We start from the raw sequence: 3,119 nt of genomic DNA on the forward strand, positions 1-3,119 counted from the left end.
AGCAGCATGCGAGCGAAGTTGTCGCGGATGACCGGGTCGGCGGGATCCAGCTTCACGGCGCGTTCGAACCGGTTGCGGGCCGCCGCCGTCTCCCCGGCGGCCATCAGCGCGACGGCCTCGCTCATGTGCAGGGTGGAGTTGCCGGGGGTGAACCGCCCTGCCAGGCGGTATTCGCGCACCGCGCCGCGCGCGTCGCGCCGGGCCATGTGGTCGCCGGCCTGCGCCTCGTGGTCGCGCGAGGCCGACATGCGCCCGACTTCCAGCACCGCGGCCAGCGCCAGCGCGGCGGTCACCGGGGTGACCAGCCGCCGGGCGCGCGCCGACCACGGCACCTGCCGCAGTTCGAGCGCCAGCATCACGATCGGGGCGGCCCAGTAGGGAACCAGCTTCACGATGTGGAGCCACGGCTGCTCGCGCAGCACGGTGGCATCGAACTCGGGCAGCAGGAAGGAGAGAGCGAACCCGGCTGCGAGCGCCGCGGTCAGGCGCGGGTGCTCGCGAGCGTAGTGGGGGAGCAGCACCAGCGGGAGCACCGCGTAGTAGTTGGGCCAACTGCCCACGAACAGGCCGGTGGCCGCGACCAGCACCAGCGCCCGGCGCGCCAGGGTCACGCCCCGGTCGGATTCGCGATCCGCCAGGAACATGCACGCCGCGATCAGCAGCCCAGCCGCCTGGAGGATGGGCAGCAGCCAGGAATGCGGCCGCACGCCGAGCAGCAGCAGGCCCTGTCCGAAACTCACCACGTTGAGCATGCGCACGCCGAGGAACTCGGAGCGGATCTTGTCGAGGAACTCGCCCCACGAGCGGCCGAAGGGCAGCGTCACCAGCCCGAGCACCAGCGCGAACGCGGCCGTGGCGAACAGCAGCCTGGGCACCCAGGCCGGGAGCGCGGCGCCGGGGGCGCGCCGCAGCAGCGACCGCGCGCCGAGCACCAGCGCCGGCAGCACCAGCACGAAGGGAAAGAGCTTGACCAGCCCGGCCCACGCGATCGCCGCGCCCGCCAGCACGGGACGGTCGCGGCTCAGCGCGAATGCCGCGATGGCCACCGGAACCCACAGCTCCCCGAACACCAGCCCGGGCAGGGCGTAGCCCTCGAAGTCCCACGAGGCGAAGAGCAACGCCGCCGACGCCACGCGCGCGGCGACCGGCAGCCCGATAGCGGCACCGACAATCCAGACGAAGCCGAGCGCGGCGAGGATCTGCCACACCAGGCCCACTTCCGCCATGCCGGGCTCGAGCGCACGATGCAGGGCAGGGTCGGCCTGGCGCAGGAGCCCGTAGAACGGCGAGCCGTTGTAGCCATAGTCATCGGTGAGCGGGCGGCGGTTGGCGGGGCCGGCCGAGCGCTTGAGGTCCTCGACGAAGGCGGCATGCTCGTCCTCGGGCAGCGCGCCGCGCAGGATCTCGGCGGCCTCCGCGGAGATTGCGCCCGTGGTTCTTGCCTCCGCGGCCAGTGAATCCAGCGCGACCAGCGGATCGAACGCCGCTCCCTTCTCGCGCAGCAGATCGATGTAGTACGCGCGCCGGTCGGGATCGGTACCGCGCACGCGCGCGGCCGGGTGGTCGAGATCGCGAAAGCCCACCTGGGGCGCGTCGCGCCCGGCCTGGATCACGCGGTAGAAGTCGCCGTAGTCGATCCGGTACTTCGCGCCGAGGTAGTAGTGAAGGAAGTTGTTGCCGGCCAGGTTCTGCGGGCGGGTGTTGAGCGCGAAACCCAGCGCGAGCCCCGCCAGTCCCACGGCCGCCCACGCCGCCAGCCGCACGCGCGGGCGCAGGGGAACCGCGAGCAGCACGCTCGCCGCCGCCATCAGGCAGGCACAAGCCCAGCGGGTTTCGATCGCGACCCCCGGTCCACGGCACGCGCGAGCGGGTGGATTCCCGGCCGGGCGTGGGTGCGGCTCCGCGCGAACGGGTCCCGCCGGGCACGGTCGGCGCGGATGGGGTCGTCGCACGGATGTTGCGGCACCGGGCAGGACGGCGTGGTCGGGCGCGGCCAACGGACACGGGCGTCAGATCGCGACGGGCGCGGGGTGCATTCGGCCGGGACCGTAGGGGCGGCCCCGCGCCGGGAGCATGGCACCGAGCCGTTGCCGGAACAACGGATTTCTAGGGCGCCGCCGCGGCCTCTGGCTCGTCCAGCCAGCGCGCCACCAGCTTGTCGCGCCGCCGGATCAGGGTCTGCGCCAGGTACTCGGCGGCGCGCGGATCCGTCAATTGCCCGCGCGCCACGGCGGCACGAATGTGGGCATCGCTGATCCCGCTCAGGATGCGCGCGCCCCAGCGCGCGTCGCGCGCGGTGCGCTCGTCGAAGGCGGGATTCGGATAGTCGGGCCGCCAGCCCACCGGGTCGAACGTGTCGGCTTCGATGAAGCCGATGCTGGGGTAGCCCGGATCGACGACGGGCTCCCACGCGAACCGCTTGAGCCCGAGCGTGGCGACCGAGCCGGCGATCACGCCGAAGTCCACGTAGTACTGGCTGCCGGTCACGTACGACCGCGCGGCCAGCGCGCCCGAACCGAGGCAGGAGCCGAAGTCGATGAGATGGTGGCGCACGAACGTGCGCCCGCCCTCGGTGAGCCACACGTCGAGCGAGTTGGGGCCGCGCACGTCGGCGTGGTTGGTCCACGCCGCGATCGTCCACAGCCCGCGCAACTCGCGGCGCAACTCGTGCGGGATCAGGTCCTCGGGATCGTCCTTGCGCCGACCGCGATACTCGAACGGGCCCAGGGTCTTGCCCGCCAGCAGGCGGCTCGCCGCCGCGCGAATGGTGCCGTCCGATCTCCGCGGCAGCTTCGCCAGCAGCCCGTCCAGGAACTCCTGCGACATCGGGCGCTTGTGCCCGCGCTCGTCCACGTAGTTGGCGCCCTCGCCGATGCGCAGATCCTCGGGGCGGAAGAACGCGACCGTGTTGTCGGGCACGTTGTAGCCGCACGCCCAGTAGAGCACGCACGCGATCGCGTCGGCCGAGGTCGCCATCTCCTGGTAGGCCGGCGGATCGAACTTGATGATGAAGCGATCGCCCTTCGCATCCTGGATGAAGAAGCCCGGGGTCACGCCCTGGGTCTTGGCGCGCGTCACCGTCCACGGGCCCGCCGCCGGGCCGGTGCCGGGCCCGTGGA

2 protein-coding genes are annotated in these 3,119 nt (G+C 72.6%); both read right to left on the reverse strand.

The window, feature by feature from the left end; translation table 11 throughout:
* Positions 1-1,793: hypothetical protein (locus HOP12_07930; GenBank protein ID NOT34083.1), on the reverse strand; the 1,793-nt coding region annotated here is incomplete at its 3' end.
* A 313-nt stretch (positions 1,794-2,106) separates the two neighbouring features.
* On the reverse strand, positions 2,107-3,119 hold a 1,013-nt coding region (locus tag HOP12_07935), incomplete at its 5' end, for a hypothetical protein (protein NOT34084.1).

The organism is Candidatus Eisenbacteria bacterium (genome assembly GCA_013140805.1).
Taxonomy (GTDB): domain Bacteria; phylum Eisenbacteria; class RBG-16-71-46; order RBG-16-71-46; family RBG-16-71-46; genus JABFRW01.